We start from the raw sequence: 20,384 nt of genomic DNA on the forward strand, positions 1-20,384 counted from the left end.
GCACAAAATCGCGGCATGTGCGTTTGCGGCAGGCCGCCTTTCGGCTCGTCGGAGAGCCCGGACCCGCCACATCGCGCCAGTCCCGGCGCTCATCGTCTGGCACGCGAATTGCGTAGGCCTTCTTGATTTTTCATTCGAGTTTAAAAGGACAAGCCTATGAAACGCCAACAGTTCCTCCTCATGGCCGCACTCGCGATGATGACGGTCGGCACCGTCTCCGCTCCCCATGCGGCGCGCGCAGACGCGCTCAGCGACATCGCCGCCCGTGGATCGATCCGCGTTGCCGTGCCGCAGGACGCACCGCCCTTCGGCACTGTCGGCCCGGACATGGAACTGCAGGGACTCGACATCGACATGGCGAAACTCATCGCCTCCAAACTGGGCGTCAAGGCCGAACTGGTGCCGGTGACGCTGCCGAACCGCATCCCCTACCTGCAGACCAACAAGGCCGACATCGTCATCTCCAGCCTTGGCAAGAACCCGGATCGCGAGAAGGTCATCGACTTCACCTCCGCCTATGCGCCCTTCTTCAACGGCGCCTTTGCCCCCGCCGACCTGAAGATCACGTCCGCTGCCGATCTCTCGGGCAAGACCGTTGCCGTGGCCCGCGGCGCCATCGAGGACCTCGCCCTGACGAAGATCGCCCCGCCGGATGCAATCATCAAGCGCTTCGAGGACAATAACGGCACGATCTCGGCCTTCCTCTCGGGCCAGGTCCAGGTTATCGTGACAGGCAACGTCATTGCCGCTGCGATCCTCGAGAAGAACCCGCCGAACCGTCCGGAACTGAAGTTCCTGATGAACAAGTCGCCCTGCTATATCGGCCTCAACAAGAACGAGGACGCACTCAAGGGCAAGATCAACGAAATCATCGCGGCTGGCAGGGCCGATGGATCGATGAACAAGATCACCCAGAAATGGCTGCACCAGGACATCCCGGCAGACCTCTGACCGCTCCCTGACAAAGGCTGGCGCCCTTGCGGCGTCGGCCTCCCCACCGGAAGCGGAGGAACCTGGATGCACTACCATTTCGACTTCGCCTGGCTCGGCGAATACTACCCCATGCTGATCAAGGGCGTCGGCATCACGCTGGAACTGACCGCCGTCGGCGCAGTTTTCGGCATCGGGCTTGCCATAGCCTGCGCCTGGGCCCGCTCGCTCGGCCCCCGTTGGCTGAGGCCCTTGGTCGTTCCCTATGTCGAACTGATCCGCAACACGCCCTTCATCGTCCAGCTGTTCTTCATATTCTTCGGACTGCCCGGCATCGGCATCAAGCTCGGGGAAATGCAGGCAGCCAATTTCGCCATGGTCATCAATCTCGGCGCATATGGATGCGAGATCATCCGGGCCGGCATTCAGGCGACACCGCGCGGCCAGTTCGAGGCGGGCGCCAGCCTTGCGATGACGCCGTTCCAGACATTCTGGCATGTGATCCTCGTCCCAGCGCTGCAGCGCATCTGGCCGGCCCTGTCGTCGCAGATCATCATCGTCATGCTCGGCTCCGCCGTCGTCTCGCAGATCGCTGCTGAAGACCTGACCTTTGCCGCAAATTTCATCCAGTCGCGTTCGTTCCGCGCCTTCGAGGCCTATTTCGTCTCGACGACTATCTACCTGCTGCTGGCAATCATCCTGCGCCAGCTCCTGTCCGGCCTCGGCCGCATCCTCTTTCCGCGCGGGAGCACCCGATGATCCAGTTCACCACCTGGGATATCGTCCGCAATCTTCTCTACGCTACCCGCTGGACAATCCTCCTGTCGCTGGTCTCCTTCGTCGGCGGCGGCCTGCTCGGCATGGTGCTGCTCTACCTGCGCACGGGGAAGCGGCGCATCGCGCGCATTTTCGTCAAATACTACGTCGAACTGTTCCAGGGCACGCCGCTGCTGATGCAGCTGTTCCTCGCCTTCTTCGGCATGGGGCTGTTCGGCATCGACGTCCCGGCCTGGCTTGCCGCCGGCGTCGCGCTCATCCTCTGGTCGGCCGCTTTCCTTACTGAAATCTGGCGCGGTTGCGTCGAGTCCGTCGTCAAGGGCCAGTGGGAGGCGTCTGCCAGCCTCGGCATGGGATACGCCCAGCAGATGCGCCATGTCATCCTGCCACAGGCCCTGCGCGTCGCTGTGCCGCCGACCGTCGGCTTTTCCGTGCAGGTGGTGAAAGGCACGGCGCTGACATCGATCATCGGCTTCGTCGAACTGTCGAAGGCCGGCACCGCCATCACCAATGCCACCTTCGAGCCGTTCACCGTCTACGGTTTCGTCGCCCTCATCTATTTTGCCCTCTGCTGGCCTCTGTCGAAAAGCAGCCAGATCCTGGAAAGGAAGCTCAATGTCGCTCATCGAAATCACTGAGGTGCGCAAGAGCTTCGGCAGCAACGAAGTTCTGAAGGGCATCAACATAAACGTCGAACCCGGCGAGGTCATCGCCATCATCGGCAAGAGCGGCTCGGGGAAATCCACCCTGTTACGCTGCATCAACGGCCTAGAACTTATCGATGACGGCTCGATCTCCGTCGCCGGTGCCCAGTTCCTGCCCGACGAATTGCATCTGAAGGCGCTGCGGCTGAAGGTCGGCATGATCTTTCAGCAGTTCAATCTCTTTCCGCACCTGACGGCCGGCCGCAATGTCATGCTGTCGCAGACGGTGGTGCGGAAGACGTCCAAGGCTGATGCAGAAGCTATGGCCCGAAAGATGCTCGAGCGGGTCGGCCTGGCCCACAAGTTCGATGCGTATCCCGACGAGCTCTCCGGCGGCCAGCAACAGCGCGTCGCCATCGCCCGGGCGCTGGCGATGCAGCCGATCGCGCTGCTCTGCGACGAGATCACCTCGGCGCTCGACCCGGAGCTCGTGTCGGAAGTGCTGGCCGTGGTCCGCGAACTCGCATCCGAAGGCATGACGCTGCTGATGGTCACCCACGAGATGAAGTTCGCCCGCGACGTCTGCTCGCGCGTCGTCTTCATGCACGAAGGCCGCGTCCACGAAATCGGCCCGCCGGAAGAGTTCTTCAGCAACCCCAAAACGCCGGAACTGAAACAGTTTCTGGGGATGCTGTGAGGCGGGAGCCTAAGGCAACATCGGCGGATTGAGCCGCGCAAATCCCTCCTGCCGGCGGTATGGATAGTAGGGGTAAGGCGCGGCGACAGCACTTGCCGCATCGAGGCGGGCAATCTGCTCGCTGGTGAGGCTCCAGCCGACAGCGCCGAGGTTTTGCCGGAGTTGTTCCTCGTTTCGAGCCCCGATGATGACGCTCGAGACGGTTGGCCGGCTGAGCAGCCAGTTGATGGCGATCTGAGGCACCGAACGGCCGGTTTCCCCGGCGATCCCGTCGAGGACATCAACGATATCGAACAGCTTGTCTTCATCCACGGGCGGCCCGAACTCTGCCGTCTGGTGAAGCCTGCTGCCTTCCGGCAAAGGCTGGCCACGGCGGATCTTGCCAGTCAGCCGCCCCCAGCCGAGTGGGCTCCAGACCAGCGCGCCGACACCTTGGTCTGCGCCAAGCGGCATAAGCTCCCATTCGTAGTCGCGGCCGACCAGCGAATAATAGACCTGGTGCGCGACATAACGAGGATGGCCGCCCCGGTCGGCTGCCGCCAGCGATTTCATCAGCTCCCATCCGGCGAAGTTCGAGGCGCCGACATAGCGGACCTTTCCCGCTGAGATGAGATCGTCCAGCGTCGACAGCACCTCCTCCACCGGCGTATGGGCATCGAATGCGTGAAGCTGCAGCAGATCGATGTAATCCGTGCCGAGCCGGCGCAACGCATCGTCTGTCGTGCGGATCAACCGCGAGCGCGAGGTGCCGGCATCGTTCGGTCCGTCGCCCATCGGCAGCGCCATCTTTGTCGATATCAGCACGCTGTCGCGGCGGCCACGGATCGCCTGCCCCAGCACTTCCTCCGAGGCGCCGGCCGAATAGACGTCCGCCGTGTCGAACAGGTTGAGGCCAGCTTCCAGGCAGATGTCTATGAGGCGGCGGGCTTCGACGACATCCGTCGTCCCCCAGGCACCGAACAGCGGGCCACTGCCGCCAAACGTCGCCGCGCCAAAGCTCAAGGCGGGGACCTTCAGGCCGGATCGGCCGAGATATCTGTATTCCATTGTCGTCTCCTGCGTTTCGTCAAAGGTAGATTGCAAAGACGATGTGAACTAGACTGCCGCAACGATCAGCATTCATGAATTGAATTCATAGTGAGCAAAACCGACGTAAACCGTTCAGGCGAAATGGAGATCTTTGTCCGGGTGGTCGATCTCGGCGGATTTTCGGCTGCCGCCCGTGCCAGCCGCCTCACCCCCTCGGCAATCAGCAAGCTCATGACGCGGCTGGAAGGACGGCTAGGCACGAGGCTGCTCAATCGCTCCACTCGCACGCTGCAGCTGACAACGGAAGGCAGCCTCTTCTACGACAGCAGCGTCCGGATACTTGCCGACATTGCCGAGGCGGAACGCAACGCCTCGGTCGGAGAATTGGCGATCGGCCGCATACGCATCAACACCAGCGCATCTTTCGCCAATCATGTTCTTGCGCCGCTCGTCCCGCAATTTCTGCGGCTTTATCCCGCAGTCACACTCGAGATTACCGTTACCGACGCGGTCGTCGACCTCATGGCCGAAAATGCAGATGTCGCGATACGGGCTGGTCCGATGAAGAGTTCGCAGCTGGTCGCGCGCAAGCTCGGTGGCACGTCGATGGCGATCGTCGCCACGCCGGACTATCTCGAGGAACATGGCACGCCGCGCACGCCAGCCGATCTCGACAGACACCGGAAGATCGCTTTTTCATACCGGCGAGCCGTCGCCGGCTGGCCGCTGCTGGTGGACGGCAAGTGCGTCGCGAAAAAGCTGGTCAGCACGATCGAGGCGAGCGATGGCGAGGCCATGCGACATCTCTGCCTGGCCGGCGGCGGCCTGGCGCGACTGGCAAGCTTCACGATCCGGGACGATGTCGCCGCTGGACGCTTGCTTGTCGTGCTCGACGACTGCAATCCCGACGACATCGAGGCGTTCCACGCCGTCTATATCGGCGAAGGCGGCCCTGTGCCAGCGCGAGTTCGTGCATTGCTGGATTTTCTGGCCGAGCACGTCAGGCTGTCATAGGCAAGGTACAGTGCGTCGCAAATGCGAGGCTGAGACGACTGCGCAAGATCGTTGCTCCATTCCGTCAGAAGCGATATCTGCGGGAGACGCCTGCATCGATCGAAACGATACGAATGCACGACAGCACCAGCTCGAAAAATTGACCGAGGATAGATGGCCCGCAAGAACAGAGACGACTTTGACTCATCGAACGCGGAGCCGGAGCCAACGATTTGCCCGCTCTGCGAGCGCGTGATCCCGGACGATCAGAAGGACGCCCACCATCTCGTCCCGAAGAGCAAGGGCGGCAAGGAGACCGTCTACCTGCACCGCGTCTGCCACAACCAGATCCATGCAATCTTCACGGATAGCCAACTCGCCAAGAAGTTCAGCACGATCGAGGCAATTCTCGAGGATCCGGCTGTGCAGACTTTCGTGGCGTGGATCAAAAGCAAGCCGCCGGGATTTGCAGACCTGGCCAAGGAGTCCGGACAGGCCTTGGGCCGTGGGCGCAAACGGTAGTATCCGGGAGCACAGGCCATGACCCTCGATGAGCTCGTCACCCGCTATCGCCCGCATCTGGAAGATGAATCCGTCAGGGTCCGGCGGAGCTGGGAGGAGATGTTTACCTACACGCTCAGGCTCTATCCGAAGGACACCCTTCTGGAAGCCTTCGATGTGCATGGCCTTGAACAAAAGCTGATCTCTGCAGGCCTGCACCCGCCCGTCGTCAACGGTTACGTCAAACGCTGGGCCGATTTGCTCGCGCGCGCACAGGACCTCTGACCTCTAACGGCATGAGTTCAGCCTACCAGGGGCGGCGCGGGTCCTGCCTGCGCACGCCCTCTATAGGCAATCAGCCGTTCTGGGTGATCGGCGCTATCTGGATTTCGACGCGACGGTTCTGCGCGCGGCCGGCTTCCGACGCGTTGCTGGCGACCGGCTGTGTCGGGCCGAAGCCGACGGCGGAGACGCGGCGCGGATCGATGCCCTGGGTGCCGAGATAGCCGGCGACCGAGTCTGCGCGACGCTCCGAGAGCTCCTGATTATGCTGCATGCTGCCGGTCGAATCCGTATGTCCGTTGACGTCGATCAGCGTTTTGTTGAACTTGCGCAGAACGATTGCCACCGAGTTCAGCGTCTGGTCGAACTCCGGCTTCACGTAATACTGGTCGGTATCGAAGGTGATGGCCGACGGCATGTTGAGAATGATGCGATCACCGGTGCGGGTGACGGAAACGCCGGTGCCCTGCAGCTGCTGACGCAACTCCGATTCCTGCTGGTCCATGTAATTGCCGATGGAACCGCCGGCGAGAGCGCCGATGCCTGCGCCGATCAGCGCCGCGTTGCGCCGTCCGACCGGGGAGCCGCCGACGGCAAGGCCCGCAATCGCCCCGAGCCCCGCGCCGATGGCAGCGCCACCCGCAGTGTTCGAAACCTTCTGCTCGCCCGTGTAGGGATCGGTGGTCGTGCAGGCATTCAGGAAGGCAGCCGAGACGGCGAGTAGAACGAATTTCTTGATCATGGACGAGGGCCTCTGCTTCGATGACGAGACGTGTATCAAGGATTGCGGCAATATCATGAAAAATAATGACAGCCCCTTGTCAACGCACAGATTTGCCCCATGAGCGTCGTAGCGAACCATAGGCCGTAGTGGATGCGCAGGGACATTGCCGCGCGGACGACGACACGTCACCGCGCCCTGCCGTCTCCGAATCGCGCGCTGGGGCGGCTCCGATAGCGGGCGGGATGGCAATAAGGGAATGAAAGCAGAACATCTTTTCTGGCCTTTCGATTCCGAATCACTACATTACGCGACATGACGATAGGACACGACGACATTCCCTTCTTCGACGAAGAGCCCGAGCACGCCGAGCCGAGGCGCCACGAGCCGGCTGCAGCGCGTCCGCAAGCTGCCGGCGGCATTGCCGCCCGCGCCATGGCAGCGCGCGATGTCGGCCGCGTGCCGGATTACCTCGCAGGCCTCAACGCCGAGCAGACAGAGGCTGTCGAGACGCTGGAGGGGCCGCTGCTGGTACTCGCCGGCGCCGGCACCGGCAAGACCCGTGTGCTCACCACCCGCATCGCCCATATCCTGTCGACGAACCGCGCCTTCCCCAGCCAGATCCTGTCGGTGACATTCACCAACAAGGCGGCGCGCGAGATGAAGGAGCGTGTTGCACTGCTGGTCGGCGGCGCAGTCGAAGGCATGCCATGGCTCGGCACCTTCCACTCGATCGGCGTCAAGCTGCTCCGCCGTCACGCGGAACTGGTCGGCCTGACATCGGATTTCTCCATCCTCGATACCGACGACGTCGTTCGCCTGATCAAGCAGATCATCCAGGCCGAGGGCCTCGACGACAAGCGCTGGCCGGCAAAGCAATTCGCCGGCATGATCGACGGCTGGAAGAACAAGGGCCTGACACCGCCCGATATTGCCGAGGGCGATGCCCGTGCTTTTGCCAACGGCAAGGGCCGCGAACTCTACGCTGCCTACCAGGCGCGGCTGAAGACGCTGAACGCCTGCGATTTCGGCGACCTGCTGCTGCATCCGATCACCATGTTCCGCCAGAACCCGGATGTGCTGAAGGATTATCACCAGCGCTTCCGCTATATCCTCGTCGACGAGTATCAGGACACCAACACCGCCCAGTACATGTGGCTGCGGCTGCTCGCCCAGCGGCCGAAGGGCGAGATGCAGAATGTCTGCTGCGTCGGCGACGACGACCAGTCGATCTACGGCTGGCGCGGCGCCGAGGTCGACAACATCCTGCGCTTCGAGAAGGATTTCCCGGGCGCCAAGGTGATCAAGCTCGAGCGCAACTACCGCTCGACCGAACACATCCTCGGCGCGGCTGCCCATCTGATCGCCCACAACGAAGGCCGGCTCGGCAAGACGCTTTTCACCGACCGCAGCGATCCCGAGGACGCCAAGGTTCAGGTTCACGCCGCCTGGGACTCGGAAGAGGAAGCCCGGGCGCTGGGCGAAGAGATCGAGCAGCTGCAGCGCGGCGGCCACGCGCTGAACGACATGGCGATCCTCGTGCGCGCCTCGTTCCAGATGCGCGAGTTCGAAGACCGCTTCGTCACGCTCGGCCTCAACTACCGCGTCATCGGCGGCCCACGCTTTTACGAGCGCATGGAAATCCGCGACGCCATGGCCTATTTCCGCCTCGTCTGCCAGCCGGCCGACGACCTCGCCTTCGAGCGCATCGTCAACACGCCGAAACGCGGTCTTGGCGACACAACGGTGCGCGCCCTGCACGACTATGCCCGCGCCCGCAATATACCCATGCTGGCCGCGGCAGCCGACATCATCGAAACCGACGAGATGAAGCCGAAGCCGCGCAAGGCTTTGTACGACGTCGTGATGTCCGTCCGCCGCTGGCAGGAACGGCTCGAAAACGCACCCCACACGGAGCTTGCCGAGCAGATCCTCGAGGAATCCGGCTACACCGACATGTGGAAGAACGACAAGTCGGCTGAAGCGCCGGGCCGCCTCGACAACCTGAAAGAACTGATCCGCTCGATGGACAGCTTCGAGAGCATGCGCGGCTTCCTCGAACACGTCTCGCTGGTCATGGATGCCGAAAACAACGAGAACCTCGATGCTGTCTCGATCATGACGCTGCATTCCGCCAAGGGACTGGAATTCAAGACGGTCTTCCTACCCGGCTGGGAGGAAGGCCTGTTTCCCCACCAGCGCTCGCTCGACGAGAGTGGACGGGCGGGTCTCGAAGAGGAACGACGGCTTGCCTATGTCGGCCTGACGCGGGCCAAACGCCTTTGCCACATCTGGTTCGTCTCAAACCGCCGCATCCACGGCCTCTGGCAATCCACCCTGCCCTCCCGCTTCCTCGACGAGTTGCCGAATACACACGTGTCCGTCGCCGAGACCGAGCAATCCTATGGCGGCTATGGACGCAGCGCCTACGGCCAGTCACGCTTCGACAAGGCCGAGCCCTTCTCCAACAGCTACGGCACGCCGGGCTGGAAACGCGCCCAGGCCAACAAGACCGATGCAACGCGCGACAACTGGGGCTCGCGCTCCGGCCACGCAGTCGAGCGCATCGGCTACGGCGAAAGCGGCCCGAAGGCGCGCACCATCGACGGCGAACTGGTGGCGAAATCAACGACCGACACTCCCTCCCGCTTCGCAGTCGGCGAACGCATCTTCCACATCAAGTTCGGCAACGGCAATATTTCAGCTATCGAAGGCAACAAGCTGACCATCGAATTCGACAGGGCCGGCCAGAAGCGTGTGCTGGATGGGTTTGTGGAGAGGGTGTGAGGGCGGAAGCGCGCTGTGGCGAGTAACCCCGTGGCGGATGTCGGCCCGTTGGGGACATTTTACGAATTCGAAGAATAGCTATTTAGCTCTGCGTCCAACGAATTCCGCAAACCGTCCTGCTTCGCCGTTAGCCTTAGGTAATCCAAGATCTCGACGATATATCCGGGATACGATATCCAACGATCTGGCGCAATCAGGACCTAATATTGAAGCGGTGTGGCAAAATGTAGGACGACACGGCACCTGAGGGCTGGGCGTGATCGCTGCGTCTTAATTGCGCCGCCGCCTTAATGAATAATGCAATCCCCGCGGCTTTCGCCGTTCTTGTCTGTATCCAGATAGCTCAGGTAGTCGATCAACATCTCGCTGCGCTGCTCAGCAAAATCATAGCCGCCAGCATTGGCAAGCATTTCCGTGAGCGCGGTGTCAGGGATCTCGCAACCCCGCCTGCGTTTTTCGAACGCCCCCAACCTTAGGCGTGCTCGATCAAGCGCGCTCTGCTTCGCCCGACGATCTTCATTAGCCCTATCGGCAAGCGTCTTTAGTGCCTTTTCAGCGGCCTGCCGCGCTACAGGGTTGGGCCAGATCTCGCCAGCCATGTCGATCGCCTCGGCCTCACGTTCGAGGCCCGGCCCCGCCTCGCTGCCATCATATTTTTCGAGATACCAAGTCAGTGCCTTGCTTCTGTCGGTATCGTAGAAGGCATCTTCACGGTGAACCTCCATAAATTCGGCAAACGACTGCTGAAGGAACTCCATGCCATAAATGCCCTTTTCAGCAATGTCGCTGAGCATCATCGCTGACTGCTGTACAGGCAGTCGGGCGAACACCTTCACCGCCTGATCGTGTTGACCGGCCTCTTCGAAGTGCAACGCAAGCGGTTGTATCAGACCCTCTGCAACTTCGCTGCGGATCACGCCAACAACGAAGGCCTGTTCCTGCGGGTTCTTGTATTTTTCTTTGGCCTCGCGCACATCCGTCTGCATCTGCGCCAGGACAGGATCAACAAGGTCAAGCGCAGCCTGCTCGCCTCGGCAAGCAAGCACACCAGTGGTCTGCCGAGACCAGTCTATCGCCTGTTTCTCTCTCTCCAGCTTCCAGCCCTGCTTCTCCTTCTCAAGCAGTGCGAGGATGCGCTCCCCTGGCTCATGATTGCCGTTATCACAGAAACGTGCAGCGGCCCGGCTCAGCCCCTCCCTCGGATCATAAGTCGCGGACTGCGGAAAATTATAGCGGCTGGCATAACGCTCCAGCGCATCCACATCATTATTTGCCATCCAGTCGAAAACCAGCGTGACGGTATCGAACGCATCGTTCCAGAGCATCTCTACGTGCTCGTCCCAAAGAGAAAGCGTAGCCGCGCGTTCTTTCTTAAGCAAAACGGGAAAGGCGAACTCAACGAAGTCGGCAAAGTTCGTCCTATCAGGCCCCTCTTGGCTGTCCAAAGCTTCCTCAAGGAGGTCAGCAGTCAGCCAGTCCGATGGAAGGAGAGGCCAGCTGGTCTTGTCTAGAGTGGCGAAGAAAGCCTCATCTGCTCCCGCCGCCTGCCAGCGTTGCCGAACCGCCTGCCACTGATCTGGCGGAACAAGCGCATAAAGCCTGCCGGCCCGCGTTGCATGTGGAGCGGCTTCGGCAATCGGATCGCGGCTGCTGAAATCCTTGATCGCTATGTCGAGTGCTACATCGAGGACACATTGTCGATCTTTAGGCTGGCAGAAGACGGCCCTGCTGCCAAAGGCGTCAAAAATGCCTGCGTTGGCGAACTGCGTTACGCAGAAAAACGATAATATGTTTGCAAAAAGGAGGGCAATCAGGAGACGATACTTCCGGAGAGGCAACCTTTTTGCAACGCGCATTATCGATGTCCCCCCATCCAGCCTGTCTGCTCATCGCACCTTCAGAGGCACCAAATAAGGTGCTTGTTCAGCATGACAAGGTCAGGGTGGGGACAGAATGACTGCAATTTGCGGTTGGTTCAACTGATCGCTGCAACACACTCACCGAAGCAGCCGTGGCCGCTCCAAGCGAAGCAGACACGCGACCTTTGCGATAAAGCTAGCGATGGTAAGGTACCGGATAATTGTCAAGGTGCAGCATTATGACCGGCCGACGGTGTCACCACCTTGCATATCCATAGAAGCTGATCCGCAGTCCTCGAGAAAAAATCACAGCATCTTGCACAAGAAAAAGCGCTGCGTTTGTCGGGGGTAGTGATCGAGCACGCTGAAGACGGTATAGCCTTGCTTCTCGTAGAAGCCTGGCGCCTGAAAGCTGAACGTATCCAGCCAGACGCCAACGCAGCCTCGCTCTCTGGCCCAGCCTTCCGCCTGTTGCAGCATCCTGGCACCAAGGCCTTGGCCACGAAAGGCTTCGGGGACCACGAGCAGTTCCACGAAAAGCCAGTCGTAGCTGTAGCTCGCCCATAGACCACCCCGCACCGTGCCAGCCTCGTCGCGCAGCAGGATTGCGAGCGGGCCCCAGGGCCCATCCACCTTTGAAGCATTGTAGTCGATCAGCGGTTGGCGAATTGCGTTGTAATCGTCATCGCTAGGCTGGATGACAAGCTCGAGGTCAAGGCCAGACATGTCATTCTCCTGTCGTTCAGCTAGGAACATTCCCGCAGGCAGCGGTCAGGTTCCGTAGAACGCCCTGTGATAAACGACAACGCCTTGTCGCGTGTCATCTCCGAAGTCGAGTCTTTGGAAATATTCCACCGGGACTCCGGGAAAGTGCAAAGCGGGGTCAGCCTTGAACCCGAAGCGGGCATAGTAGCCGGGGTCGCCGAGGACGACACATCCAGCCGCGCCATGGGTTTTTATCTGGTAAAGTCCAGCTTCGATAAGCCTCGCTCCGATGCCCTGTCGCTGCTTGTCGGGTCGCACGGCGACCGGCCCGAGCCCGTACCAGTTGACGGCTTGGCCATGGATTTCGACCGGAGAAAAGGCGACATGGCCGACAATCTCTCCATCCTTTTCTGCCACCAGCGACACCGTTAAAGCGCCTCCGGCTCTAAGACCTTCAACAATAGCGCCTTCCGTTCCGTCGCTGTGAGGAGCGCCGTCGAATGCGCTGGTGACGAGCACGCGGATTGGCTGAATGTCGCTGGTATTTTCGGGTCTTATGATCATCTGACGCTTGTAGTAGACAACAGAAAAACGGCCAAGAAGCAACAACTTAGCGCAGTTTCAGTACCCTACTCTGCCGCTGAATTACCATCAGCCGCCACCGGTTCGACACCCCCAAGCCTCAATCCTGACGCTATGCTGCACTGCAAAAAACACAATGCTGCGGTGCTACCAATTGTCGCTGACTGCTTTATATCGTCGCCTACGGCCCTGCCTCCCGCGCTCTTTTGCGGATTTTCAGCGGGCCGCTGCCAATCTGCCGCCCGGCAGGGCCTGAAACGTTTCAGGCGCGGCGACAACAGTTTTGAGGATCAATAAAGTGGCTGGTATAACAACAAACAGCGCTGTCTCCGAAGGTGCCAAGGCGCCGGCGGGACAGAATTATCAATTTGCGCTTATTGCGCTCACCTCTCTCTTTTTCATGTGGGGCTTCATCACCTGCCTGAATGATATTCTGGTTCCGCACCTGAAAAACGTCTTTCAGCTGAACTATACGCAATCGATGCTCATCCAGCTCTGCTTCTTCGGCGCCTACTTCATCGTCTCGCTGCCGGCCGGCGCTCTGGTCAAGCGCATCAGCTACAAATGGGGCATCGTCGTCGGCCTCGTCATTGCCGCTATCGGATGCGCGCTGTTCATCCCCGCCGCCAGCTACCGCATCTACGCATTGTTCCTCGGCGCACTCTTCGTGCTCGCCGCCGGCGTCACCGTTCTGCAGGTTGCCGCCAACCCCTATGTCACCGTCCTCGGCAAGCCCGAAACGGCTGCTGCCCGCCTGACGCTGACCCAGGCCTTCAATTCGCTCGGCACCACCATCGCGCCGATCTTTGGCGCCTTCCTGATCCTCTCGGCGGCAACAGCCGATCTCAGCACCGCGACGCCGGAACAGCTCGACGCCATCCATCTGGCTGAAGCCAGCACGGTCAAATTCCCCTACATGATCCTTGCCATCGCGTTTCTGGTGCTGGCAGCCGTCTTTGCCGCGCTAAAGCTGCCGAACGTCCAGGGCGATGAAACCGTCAACAAGCCCGGCGATACCGGATCGGCCTGGCAGTATCGCCATCTCGTCCTCGGCGCCGTCGGCATCTTCCTCTATGTTGGCGCTGAAGTCAGCATCGGCAGCTTCCTCGTCAACTTCTTCAGCCAGCCCGACATTGGCGGCCTGTCGGAATCGGATGCTGCCCACTACGTCGCCTATTTCTGGGGTGGCGCCATGATCGGTCGCTTTATCGGCGCCGTAGCCATGCGCTACGTCGATGACGGCAAGGCTCTGGCATTCAACGCCGCTCTCGCTGCCATCCTGCTGCTCATCACCGTGCTTACTACCGGACATGTCGCCATGTGGGCCGTGCTGCTGGTCGGGCTGTTCAACTCGATCATGTTCCCGACGATCTTCAGCCTGGCGCTCGAAGGCCTCGGCAAATACACCAGCCAGGGCTCCGGCATCCTCTGCCTTGCCATCGTCGGCGGCGCCATCCTGCCGGTCATTCAGGGCGGTCTTGCCGATACCATTGGCATCCACCTCGCCTTCCTGATGCCCGTGCTCTGCTACATCTACATCGCATTCTACGGCATCAAGGGTCACAAGCTGCGCTGAGACCCTGAACCCATTGCGCCTCGCACCCTGTGCGGGGCGCAAAACACTTGATCCTTCCGTGCCGTCTTGGCATCGTGCACCAAGACATGGATGGAAGGACGTGACGATGAAGGCCCTGCTGCTGATCGATATCCAGACCGGCTTCTGCCCGGGCGGAAACCTCGCCGTTCGAGAGGGCGACGAGATCGTGCCCGTCGCCAACAGATTGATCGACAGCGGCAAGTACGACCTTGTCGTCGCCTCGCAGGACTGGCACCCCGAAGGCCATGGCAGCTTTGCCTCCTCCCATCTCGGCAAGAACCCTTTCGACATGGGCATGCTCTCCGGCAAGCCGCAGATGATGTGGCCGGACCATTGCGTCCAGGATACCCCGGACGCCGCCCTCCATCCCGACCTCCACGCCGGCGCCATCGATTTCATCCGGCAGAAGGGCCAGAACCCTGAAGTCGACAGCTACTCCGCATTCCGCGACAACGATCAGGCGGCCCTGACCGGCCTCGCCGACTATCTGCGCGAGCGACAGGTCACGGAACTCGATCTTTGCGGCCTCGCCACCGATTACTGCGTCAAGTTCTCCGCCATCGATGCCGTCGAGATGCTGCCGAGCGTCAGGGTGCGCTTCATCGAGGACGCCAGCCGCGGCATCGACCCTGCCGGCGTAAAAGCCGCCATCGACGAAATGCGCGTGCGCGGCGTGGCGATCATCGACAGCGCCGAGGCGCTCAACGCCTGAGCGATCGGCGGAGGCGCTAAACCTTCCTTCACGAAGATCGCCGAATGTGGCGGAAACGCCATGGGGCCATTGCCGTGCAAACCATCACCATCAACGGCCGCTTTCTGACGCAGCCCCTTTCGGGCGTGCAACGCTTCGCAAGGGAACTGACACTGGCGCTGGATGCAAGGATCGCAGCCGGCACCGTGCCAGATGCCCTTAAAGAGGTTAACTGGCGTCTCGCCGTCCCCGCTGGTACCGCCGTTGACCTCGATCTTCAGGCCATCGGCGTCGATGCATTCGGCGCGGGGCCCGGGCACCTGTGGGAACAGACGGCGCTTTACGCTCATGCCCGCAAAGGCCGATTGCTGGGCTTCGGCGGCAGCGGCCCGCTGCTGCACCGGCGCCAGGCGGTTGTCATTCATGACGTGACGATCTTCCGCCATCCGGGCTCATTCAAACGCAGCTATCGGCTGCTGCACGCCGCTCTCGGCTTTGCCCTGACGCGGACGGCGAAGATCGGCACCGTCTCGGAATTTTCCCGCCGCGAACTCGCCTCTGTCTTCAAGGTGCCGGCCGCCGGTATTGATGTCGTTTACAACGCGGTCGATCATTTTGCCGCCATTGCGCCGGATACCGGGATCATCGACCGGCTCGGCCTCTCCACGAACGGCTTCTTCCTGCTGGTCGGCACCATGAAGCCCAACAAGAACCTGGAGTTTGCCATCCGCGCCTTCGAAGCCCTTTGCAACACCAGCCAGAAACTGGTCGTGGTCGGCGGCAGTGCGCCGAGCGTTTTCAAATCGAAGGACGCGGCCTCGACCGGTAGCATCCTATATCCCGGCAGGCTGACCGATGCCGAGATCGTGGCATTGGAACGCCATGCGACCGCCTTCGTCTTCCCGAGCCTCTACGAAGGCTTCGGCATTCCGCCGCTGGAGGCCATGACGCAAGCCTGCCCGGTCCTCGCGGCAGATATCCCGGCTGTGCGCGAAGCCTGCGGCACGGCCGCCCTCTATTTCGATCCGACCAGACAGGAAGAACTGACCGAAGCGATGCGCCGCATCTGCGACGAGCCATCCCTGCGCCAGTCTTTGCAGGATGCCGGCCGGATCAATGTCGGTCGTTTTTCCTGGGATACAAGCGCCGGCCGCATCCTCGAGATGCTGGCCGCCCTGTAAGCCATGACTAGGAGGTTGCCGCCGCGCTAAACAGCCGCCTGAAATAGCTGTACAACCCGGCGAGGCAAAAGACGCCGCCGCCGACCACGCCGACAGCCACCGAGGACCAGAGCGCTTGCCCGTAGCCGGCAGTGGCCACGACCGGGATGGCAAGCCCCACTGCCGCAAAAGCCACTGGCTGCCAGACGAACTCGAACGGCAGCGTCACCAGCACCTTCAACCCAACCACCATGGCCAAAAGTGCACCGACCATGCCGCCCGCCATCAACGGCCCGCTTGCATCGCCAAGCATTGCTGAAGTTGCCAGCGTCCCGCCGTTCAGCAACAGGCAATCGACGGCCGATAGCAGGAAAATCGACAGCAACCTGTGCCGAAGATGCGCAGGTGTCGGCAGCATGTTGAGCGTCAGCGCCCGGCAAAGCGCCAGGCCGACGACGAAGGGTGCAGCACTCATGAAACCGTCCCGGAGAGCAGGCGCGATAACGAATAGGCCGATGGGTTGCAGAAGGGCAAAAATGCCGGCAGCCGTCATCAGCGTAAAGCCGGTCAGCAGCGAGTAATAGGCGCCGAGTTGCGCCTTGAAAGCGCTGGTTTCGCCGTCCCGATCGTAAAGTGCCACGACATCGGGGTATTGGATCGCCTGCAGCGCCGAGACGATGAGCACGAAGGGCCGCTGCAGCAGATCGAGCGCCAGCAGCGCCCCGGCAGCAGCCGTAGGCCCAAGCACCGCCGTCAGGATCGCCTTCAGGCCGAGCGGCGCAAGCAGGCCGACGACCGAGGCGCCGGCAGCGACGCTACCGTAGATGAAGTGCTTTCGGACAACGGCAGCGTCGAAGCTTGCCCGCTCCGGTGAGACGCGGCGGGTCAGCGCCACCGCCAGCAGCGTATAGACCACATAGCCGGCCAGCAGCCCACCGACCGCCGCCATGAAGGTCGGGGCCAACAGCGCGCCGCTGAGCGTGCCCACGGCGAGGATTGTGGCGCGCGATCCCTGAAGCCTCGAAAAGGTGCGAAATTCCTGGCGGAAGCGCAACATCGTCAGGTGCAGGTCGCTCGCGCCTTGAAAGATCGCCACAAGACCGCCAACCAGCGCCACGCCGACAGGCACGGCAAACAGGATCGACCCCGCAGCCGCGACCACACAGATAAGCGCGCAAGTGGCAAACTCGACTTTCAACGCGCGCCGTTCTGTTGGCTCGCTCCCCGTCTGGCCGGGATAGAACCGGCTGCAGGCAAAGCGTATCCATTCGAAACAGAGGATCGCGGCAAACTGGCTGATGGAGATAAACAGCGAATAGGCAGAATAATCCGCAGGCGACAGCCAGTGGGCGACGACGATCAGCAGCCCGAATGCCACCGCCGCCTGATAGAAATATGCCGCCAAAGCCACGATCTTCGCCATCCGACGACATAACCGCAAAAAGCTGACGAAAATGCTAAGTCGCCGCTCATTCCGTGGTTGGCAGCGCAGGTTCCGGGCGAAGCGCCGAATTGCGTTTGGCAGCGCGGCGCGCTAGGAGAGCCTGCCGTTTCGTGGATGGGATGCATGGCCGGCTCGCGGGACTTCGGTTTCGCCCTGCGTGGGGAGAGTGATCTATGGATGTGACCAGCACCATTGCGGAGATGCGCGCCAGGCTTATGCCGCATCTGCGCGCCGGACGACGCATCGGCCTCGTGCCGACCATGGGCTATCTGCATGCCGGACACCTGGAACTCGTTCGCCGGGCGCGGAGCGAAAACGATATCGTCGTCACCTCGATCTTCGTCAATCCGCTGCAGTTTGCCGCCGGCGAGGACCTGGAGAAATATCCCCGCGATTTCGAGCGTGACAGCGCCATGCTGCGCAAGGCCGGGGTCGATTATCTCTTCGCCCCGACGCCTTCAGACATGTATCCAAGACCGATGGAAGCCGTCGTCGACGTGCCGGCCCTCGGCACCGAACTCGAGGGCTCTGTGCGTCCCGGCCACTTTGCCGGCGTCGCCACCGTCGTGACCAAGCTCTTCAACATCGTCCAGCCCGACAAGGCCTATTTCGGCGAGAAGGATTTCCAGCAGGTAACCCTGATCCGCCGCATGGTGGAGGATTTGGCGCAGCCGGTGACCGTCGTCGCTGTCCCGACGGTGCGCGATGTCGATGGTCTGGCGCTGTCATCGCGCAATAGCTACCTCACCGCCGATGAGCGCGCCGCTGCCGTCATCGTGCCGCAAGCGCTCGCAGAAGCCGAACGCCTCTACGCGGCGGGCGTCCGGGATCCCGCAGCGCTGGAAAGTGCCCTCACCGACTTCATCGCGCGCGAGCCGCTCGCCACGCCCGAAGTGGTCGCCGTGCGCGATCCGCAAACTCTGAAACCCTTGGCGGCCACCGGCGAAGGCCCGATCCTCGTCGCCCTCTTCGTGCGGATCGGAACAACCCGGCTGCTTGACAACCGCGTCATCGGTCAAATCAACGCCCGTAGCGAAAAGGCCGCCTGACATGAGTGCCACGACCTCCGCCAAGCGCATCACACCAGCCCGCATCAAAGCGATGAAGGGCACGCGCCCTGTCGTAGCGCTCACGGCCTACACGACGCCGATGGCGCGTCTGCTCGATCCTCACTGCGACATGCTGCTGGTCGGCGATTCGCTCGGCATGGTGCTCTACGGCCTGCCGACCACGGTCGGCGTGACGCAGGAGATGATGATCGCCCACGGCCAAGCCGTGATGCGCGGCGTAGCCCACGCCTGCGTCATCGTCGACCTGCCCTTCGGCACCTACCAGGCCTCGAAGGAACAGGCATTCCTGACCGCTGCCCGCATCATGAAGGAAACCGGCTGCGACGGCGTCAAGCTCGAGGGCGGACGGGAAATGGCCGAGACCGTCGCCTTCCTCACCGCACGCGGCATTCCCGTGTTCGGCCATGTCGGCCTGATGCCGCAGTTGGTCAACACCAACGGCGGATACCGCGCACTTGGTCGTTCGGACAAGGAATCGGACAAGATACGTGACGATGCCGCCGCCATCGGAGAGGCTGGCGCCTTTGCCATCGTTATCGAAGGCACGGTTGAGCCGCTGGCTCGCGAGATCACCGCGAGCCTGTCGATTCCCACCATCGGTATCGGCGCCTCGCCTGCCTGCGACGGCCAAGTGCTCGTGTCCGACGACATGCTCGGCCTGTTCAGCGATTTCAAACCGCGCTTCGTCAAGCACTTCGCCAATCTCGCGCCGCTGATCTCGGAAGCCGCCGCAGCCTATGCGGAAGACGTGAAGGCGCGGTCGTTTCCCGGGCCGGAACATACGTTTCAGCCGAAAGGCTGACTCAATACATCAGGTCCCGTCATTGCGTTCCCGCTCGAGCAGATAGATCGCCTCGCCGAAATCCTCCATCTGCTTCGTCAGCGCCGCATGGGCGTCGCTTAGACCCTGGTTGTAGAAGAATGCGCCGATATCGTTGGCGAAAAACTCCAGCAGGAATTCGGCCGGCAGCACACCGATGGTCTGGTCGAGCTCGTCGGCGAAATATTGGCGGATACGCGTGACGGCAGCGGCCTTCTCCTCCTTGGGTAGAACGATCTTCTTCATCTGTGCCCTCCTTGCGCGCCGCAAGGTTCAGCGAAATCGATCCATCGATCAAGGAAATTCAGTTGCCGCTGCCAGCCCCTCGCCTTACAGGGAAGCCCGCAACCGGAAATAACGCAGGGCTTGAGATGAATCGCGCGGACTTTCAGGAGGGACTGCGCGGCGGTATCCTCGTCGGCCTTGCCTCCACACCCTTCGGCGCCCTGTTTGGCGCCATCGCCCAAGGCCACGGCCTTTCGCTCGGCGAACTGACATTGATGAGCGGCATCGTCTATGCCGGTGCCAGCCAGCTGGTCGGCCTCGATCTCTTCGGTCACGACGTCGCCGCCTGGCTGATCGTCCTGTCGATCCTGGCGGTCAACTTTCGCCATATCCTCTATTCGGCGGCGATTGCCCGCTACATCAGGCACTTCAACGGCATCCAGAAGGCCCTGACCTTCTTCCTGCTCGTCGATCCACAGTTTGCCGAGACGGTGAAGCGCGGCGAAGCCGGCAAGCAGGTGAGCTTTTCCTGGTATATCGGCCTTGCCCTGATGGTCTACATTCCTTGGGTATTCGCAAGCTTCATCGGCGGCCTGCTCGGCAGCCTGATCGGCGATCCCCGATCGATCGGCCTCGATGTGCTGCTGCCGCTCTATTTTCTCGGCATCGTCATCGGCTTCCGCAAGCGCGACAATTTCCTGCCCGTCGTCGCTGCCAGCGCCGTTGCCGCTGTCGTCGCCTACCGTTATGTCGGCTCGCCCTGGCATGTCAGCATCGGCGCGCTCGCCGGCGTTGCGTTGGCGGCCCTCCTGCCGCCGGTCAAAAGCAACCGCAAGCCCGACCTCGCCGTCGAAAACCACGAGGTGTGAC

21 protein-coding genes are annotated in these 20,384 nt (G+C 61.6%); 14 read left to right on the plus strand and 7 right to left on the minus strand.

All coding sequences use genetic code 11. The features are described from left to right. The first annotated feature begins 156 nt into the window (after positions 1-156). From J5274_RS14890 to J5274_RS14905, 4 genes are all read left to right on the plus strand, one after another. Positions 157-951 carry a transporter substrate-binding domain-containing protein gene (locus J5274_RS14890; RefSeq protein ID WP_142823160.1) on the plus strand — a complete coding sequence of 265 codons (795 nt, stop codon included), beginning with the start codon at positions 157-159 and terminating at the stop codon, positions 949-951. Between the two features lie 66 nt (positions 952-1,017). Next, positions 1,018-1,689, plus strand: coding sequence for an amino acid ABC transporter permease (locus J5274_RS14895; protein WP_142823161.1), 672 nt, complete (start codon positions 1,018-1,020; stop codon positions 1,687-1,689). Continuing rightward, positions 1,686-2,345: an amino acid ABC transporter permease gene (locus J5274_RS14900; RefSeq protein ID WP_142823162.1), complete on the plus strand. Its 660-nt coding sequence runs from the start codon at positions 1,686-1,688 to the stop codon at positions 2,343-2,345. Before J5274_RS14895 ends, J5274_RS14900 begins: the two co-directional genes overlap by 4 nt. Beyond that, a complete protein-coding gene (locus tag J5274_RS14905) occupies positions 2,323-3,048 on the plus strand; it encodes an amino acid ABC transporter ATP-binding protein (protein WP_111222883.1) in 726 nt (241 codons plus the stop codon). Before J5274_RS14900 ends, J5274_RS14905 begins: the two co-directional genes overlap by 23 nt. A gap of 9 nt (positions 3,049-3,057) precedes the next feature. Here the strand turns inward: J5274_RS14905 and J5274_RS14910 are convergent, their stop codons facing one another. After that, the gene (locus J5274_RS14910; RefSeq protein WP_142823163.1) at positions 3,058-4,095 is read right to left on the minus strand and encodes an aldo/keto reductase; all 1,038 of its coding nucleotides are present in this window, start codon (positions 4,093-4,095) and stop codon (positions 3,058-3,060) included. 90 nt (positions 4,096-4,185) lie between these two features. Here J5274_RS14910 and J5274_RS14915 point away from each other — a divergent pair, with 90 nt between their 5' ends. From J5274_RS14915 to J5274_RS14925, 3 genes are all read left to right on the plus strand, one after another. Next, the gene (locus J5274_RS14915; RefSeq protein ID WP_142823164.1) at positions 4,186-5,091 is read left to right on the plus strand and encodes a LysR family transcriptional regulator; all 906 of its coding nucleotides are present in this window, start codon (positions 4,186-4,188) and stop codon (positions 5,089-5,091) included. A 153-nt stretch (positions 5,092-5,244) separates the two neighbouring features. Next, on the plus strand, positions 5,245-5,592 hold the full coding sequence (locus J5274_RS14920) for an HNH endonuclease (protein ID WP_142823165.1): 348 nt from the start codon (positions 5,245-5,247) through the stop codon (positions 5,590-5,592). An 18-nt stretch (positions 5,593-5,610) separates the two neighbouring features. Beyond that, a complete protein-coding gene (locus tag J5274_RS14925) occupies positions 5,611-5,856 on the plus strand; it encodes a hypothetical protein (RefSeq protein ID WP_142823166.1) in 246 nt (81 codons plus the stop codon). Between the two features lie 70 nt (positions 5,857-5,926). Here J5274_RS14925 and J5274_RS14930 read toward each other — a convergent pair whose 3' ends face one another. Beyond that, positions 5,927-6,595 (minus strand): OmpA family protein, encoded by a 669-nt coding sequence (locus J5274_RS14930; RefSeq protein ID WP_142823167.1) that lies wholly within the window; start codon positions 6,593-6,595, stop codon positions 5,927-5,929. Between the two features lie 294 nt (positions 6,596-6,889). Between J5274_RS14930 and J5274_RS14935 the strand changes: the two genes are divergently transcribed. Next, positions 6,890-9,361, plus strand: coding sequence for an ATP-dependent helicase (locus J5274_RS14935; RefSeq protein ID WP_142823168.1), 2,472 nt, complete (start codon positions 6,890-6,892; stop codon positions 9,359-9,361). 287 nt (positions 9,362-9,648) lie between these two features. Here J5274_RS14935 and J5274_RS14940 read toward each other — a convergent pair whose 3' ends face one another. The 3 genes from J5274_RS14940 to J5274_RS14950 form a co-directional block, all read right to left on the minus strand. Then, positions 9,649-11,217: a hypothetical protein gene (locus J5274_RS14940; RefSeq protein ID WP_142823169.1), complete on the minus strand. Its 1,569-nt coding sequence runs from the start codon at positions 11,215-11,217 to the stop codon at positions 9,649-9,651. Between the two features lie 309 nt (positions 11,218-11,526). After that, entirely contained in the window at positions 11,527-11,946 is a 420-nt protein-coding gene (locus J5274_RS14945; protein ID WP_142823170.1) for an N-acetyltransferase, read from the minus strand. A gap of 45 nt (positions 11,947-11,991) precedes the next feature. Then, positions 11,992-12,489: a GNAT family N-acetyltransferase gene (locus J5274_RS14950; RefSeq protein WP_142823171.1), complete on the minus strand. Its 498-nt coding sequence runs from the start codon at positions 12,487-12,489 to the stop codon at positions 11,992-11,994. 316 nt (positions 12,490-12,805) lie between these two features. Between J5274_RS14950 and fucP the strand changes: the two genes are divergently transcribed. From fucP to J5274_RS14965, 3 genes are all read left to right on the plus strand, one after another. Beyond that, entirely contained in the window at positions 12,806-14,083 is a 1,278-nt protein-coding gene (gene fucP / locus J5274_RS14955; protein ID WP_142823172.1) for an L-fucose:H+ symporter permease, read from the plus strand. Positions 14,084-14,189: 106 nt separating this feature from the next. Next, positions 14,190-14,816 (plus strand): bifunctional nicotinamidase/pyrazinamidase, encoded by a 627-nt coding sequence (pncA, locus tag J5274_RS14960; protein WP_219274955.1) that lies wholly within the window; start codon positions 14,190-14,192, stop codon positions 14,814-14,816. A 44-nt stretch (positions 14,817-14,860) separates the two neighbouring features. Continuing rightward, entirely contained in the window at positions 14,861-15,976 is a 1,116-nt protein-coding gene (locus tag J5274_RS14965) for a glycosyltransferase family 1 protein (RefSeq protein ID WP_257625646.1), read from the plus strand. Between the two features lie 7 nt (positions 15,977-15,983). On the opposite strand, the gene J5274_RS14970 is transcribed toward J5274_RS14965, so the two are convergent. After that, entirely contained in the window at positions 15,984-17,366 is a 1,383-nt protein-coding gene (locus J5274_RS14970) for a hypothetical protein (protein ID WP_224127726.1), read from the minus strand. Positions 17,367-17,572: 206 nt separating this feature from the next. Here J5274_RS14970 and panC point away from each other — a divergent pair, with 206 nt between their 5' ends. Beyond that, a complete protein-coding gene (panC, locus tag J5274_RS14975) occupies positions 17,573-18,448 on the plus strand; it encodes a pantoate--beta-alanine ligase (protein WP_142823175.1) in 876 nt (291 codons plus the stop codon). A 1-nt stretch (position 18,449) separates the two neighbouring features. Continuing rightward, a complete protein-coding gene (gene panB / locus J5274_RS14980; RefSeq protein WP_142823176.1) occupies positions 18,450-19,271 on the plus strand; it encodes a 3-methyl-2-oxobutanoate hydroxymethyltransferase in 822 nt (273 codons plus the stop codon). 9 nt (positions 19,272-19,280) lie between these two features. On the opposite strand, the gene J5274_RS14985 is transcribed toward panB, so the two are convergent. After that, positions 19,281-19,535: a DUF2164 domain-containing protein gene (locus tag J5274_RS14985; protein WP_142823177.1), complete on the minus strand. Its 255-nt coding sequence runs from the start codon at positions 19,533-19,535 to the stop codon at positions 19,281-19,283. 125 nt (positions 19,536-19,660) lie between these two features. Here J5274_RS14985 and J5274_RS14990 point away from each other — a divergent pair, with 125 nt between their 5' ends. After that, positions 19,661-20,383 (plus strand): AzlC family ABC transporter permease, encoded by a 723-nt coding sequence (locus tag J5274_RS14990; RefSeq protein ID WP_142823178.1) that lies wholly within the window; start codon positions 19,661-19,663, stop codon positions 20,381-20,383. Position 20,384: the final 1 nt, after the last annotated feature.

Origin of the sequence: Rhizobium sp. L51/94 (assembly GCF_019355555.1) — a bacterium.
Lineage (GTDB): Bacteria > Pseudomonadota > Alphaproteobacteria > Rhizobiales > Rhizobiaceae > Rhizobium > Rhizobium rhododendri.

What these genes read in the sequence shown, in the direction of transcription:
- J5274_RS14930 (WP_142823167.1), bottom strand. Translation starts at nt 6,595, where the DNA reads ATGATCAAGAAATTCGTTCTACTCGCCGTCTCGGCTGCCTTCCTGAAT.
- pncA (WP_219274955.1), top strand. Translation starts at nt 14,190, where the DNA reads ATGAAGGCCCTGCTGCTGATCGATATCCAGACCGGCTTCTGCCCGGGC.
- J5274_RS14925 (WP_142823166.1), top strand. Translation starts at nt 5,611, where the DNA reads ATGACCCTCGATGAGCTCGTCACCCGCTATCGCCCGCATCTGGAAGAT.
- J5274_RS14900 (WP_142823162.1), top strand. Translation starts at nt 1,686, where the DNA reads ATGATCCAGTTCACCACCTGGGATATCGTCCGCAATCTTCTCTACGCT.
- J5274_RS14905 (WP_111222883.1), top strand. Translation starts at nt 2,323, where the DNA reads ATGTCGCTCATCGAAATCACTGAGGTGCGCAAGAGCTTCGGCAGCAAC.
- J5274_RS14965 (WP_257625646.1), top strand. Translation starts at nt 14,861, where the DNA reads ATGTGGCGGAAACGCCATGGGGCCATTGCCGTGCAAACCATCACCATC.
- J5274_RS14945 (WP_142823170.1), bottom strand. Translation starts at nt 11,946, where the DNA reads ATGTCTGGCCTTGACCTCGAGCTTGTCATCCAGCCTAGCGATGACGAT.
- panC (WP_142823175.1), top strand. Translation starts at nt 17,573, where the DNA reads ATGGATGTGACCAGCACCATTGCGGAGATGCGCGCCAGGCTTATGCCG.
- J5274_RS14895 (WP_142823161.1), top strand. Translation starts at nt 1,018, where the DNA reads ATGCACTACCATTTCGACTTCGCCTGGCTCGGCGAATACTACCCCATG.
- J5274_RS14950 (WP_142823171.1), bottom strand. Translation starts at nt 12,489, where the DNA reads ATGATCATAAGACCCGAAAATACCAGCGACATTCAGCCAATCCGCGTG.
- J5274_RS14935 (WP_142823168.1), top strand. Translation starts at nt 6,890, where the DNA reads ATGACGATAGGACACGACGACATTCCCTTCTTCGACGAAGAGCCCGAG.
- J5274_RS14890 (WP_142823160.1), top strand. Translation starts at nt 157, where the DNA reads ATGAAACGCCAACAGTTCCTCCTCATGGCCGCACTCGCGATGATGACG.
- panB (WP_142823176.1), top strand. Translation starts at nt 18,450, where the DNA reads ATGAGTGCCACGACCTCCGCCAAGCGCATCACACCAGCCCGCATCAAA.
- J5274_RS14985 (WP_142823177.1), bottom strand. Translation starts at nt 19,535, where the DNA reads ATGAAGAAGATCGTTCTACCCAAGGAGGAGAAGGCCGCTGCCGTCACG.
- J5274_RS14940 (WP_142823169.1), bottom strand. Translation starts at nt 11,217, where the DNA reads ATGCGCGTTGCAAAAAGGTTGCCTCTCCGGAAGTATCGTCTCCTGATT.
- J5274_RS14990 (WP_142823178.1), top strand. Translation starts at nt 19,661, where the DNA reads ATGAATCGCGCGGACTTTCAGGAGGGACTGCGCGGCGGTATCCTCGTC.
- J5274_RS14920 (WP_142823165.1), top strand. Translation starts at nt 5,245, where the DNA reads ATGGCCCGCAAGAACAGAGACGACTTTGACTCATCGAACGCGGAGCCG.
- J5274_RS14910 (WP_142823163.1), bottom strand. Translation starts at nt 4,095, where the DNA reads ATGGAATACAGATATCTCGGCCGATCCGGCCTGAAGGTCCCCGCCTTG.